The sequence below is a fragment of the Leisingera sp. F5 genome, assembly GCF_001593695.1.
Genome location: NZ_LUKH01001414.1, coordinates 1 through 1,044, shown reverse-complemented (window position 1 = coordinate 1,044; position 1,044 = coordinate 1). Strand labels below are relative to the sequence as shown.

The following is a 1,044-nucleotide window of genomic DNA, read 5'->3' as shown; positions in this document are numbered from 1 at the left end:
ATCCCGCGGCAGCGACGCCGCGCGGGGCGGTGTCGCTGCCGCGGGATGCTGGAGGCTTGCCAGAGGGTTTGCCCGGTCTTCCTTGCGCCTTTTGCCCGGGCTTTCCGCCCGGTTTGCCCATTGGTCTTCCTGCCGGTTTACCGCCAGGCTTGCCGCCGCGGGAGCGGGTCGGCCGGCCGGCCGGCTTTTCCTCCTCCGGCTCCAGCCCCAACTGATCGCGCACCACACGCGAGCGCAATTCTTCTACCTCGCCAGGTTTCAGCTCGCCCAGTTGGAACGGGCCATAAGACACCCGCAGCAGCCGGTTCACGTTGAAACCGATATCCTCCATCGCGCGGCGGATCTCGCGGTTCTTGCCTTCACGCAGGCCCACGGTCAGCCAGGCATTGGCGCCTTGCTGGCGGTCCAAGGCAACGGTCATCGGCTGAAACCGTTCGCCCTCGATCACCAGGCCTTTGCGCAGAGTGGCAAAATCCTCGTCCTTGGGGCGGCCGTTGATCCGCACCCGGTAACGGCGCAGCCAGCCGGTCGAGGGCAATTCCAGCTTGCGCTTGATGCCGCCATCATTGGTCAGCAGCAGCAGGCCTTCAGAATTGATGTCAAGCCGCCCGACCGTCATCACCCGCGGCATGTCTTCGGGCAGCTCGTCAAAGATCGTCGTGCGCCCCTTTTCGTCGCTGTTCGAGGTTACCAGGCCGATAGGCTTGTAATACAGCCACATCCGCGGCGCCTCGGCCTCGGGCAGGGGCTTGCCATCGACGCTGATCCGGTCCGCGGCGGTCACGTTCAGCGCCGGGCTGTCGATCTTCTCGCCGTTCACCGACACGCGGCCCTCGGCGATCATGCGCTCGGCCTCCCGGCGCGAGGCGACGCCTGCGCGCGACAAAACCTTGGCGATGCGGTCGCCCTCGGGCGAGGCGCCGGCATCGGGCGCTGCAGCTGCAGCTTTGCGGGGCTGGGGTTTCGGGCCGGGTTCGCCCTTGGGGGATGCGGGTGTTTTGCTCATGTGCGTGCCATAGAGCATTCCGCTGCCTTGCGAAAGCG

1 protein-coding gene is annotated in these 1,044 nt (G+C 66.6%); it reads right to left on the bottom strand.

Translation table 11 applies throughout. The annotated features are described in order from the left end of the window. A partial coding sequence (locus A2I95_RS41885) for a pseudouridine synthase (protein WP_291738150.1) occupies positions 1 to 1,006 on the bottom strand: 1,006 nt, incomplete at its 3' end. Positions 1,007 to 1,044: the final 38 nt, after the last annotated feature.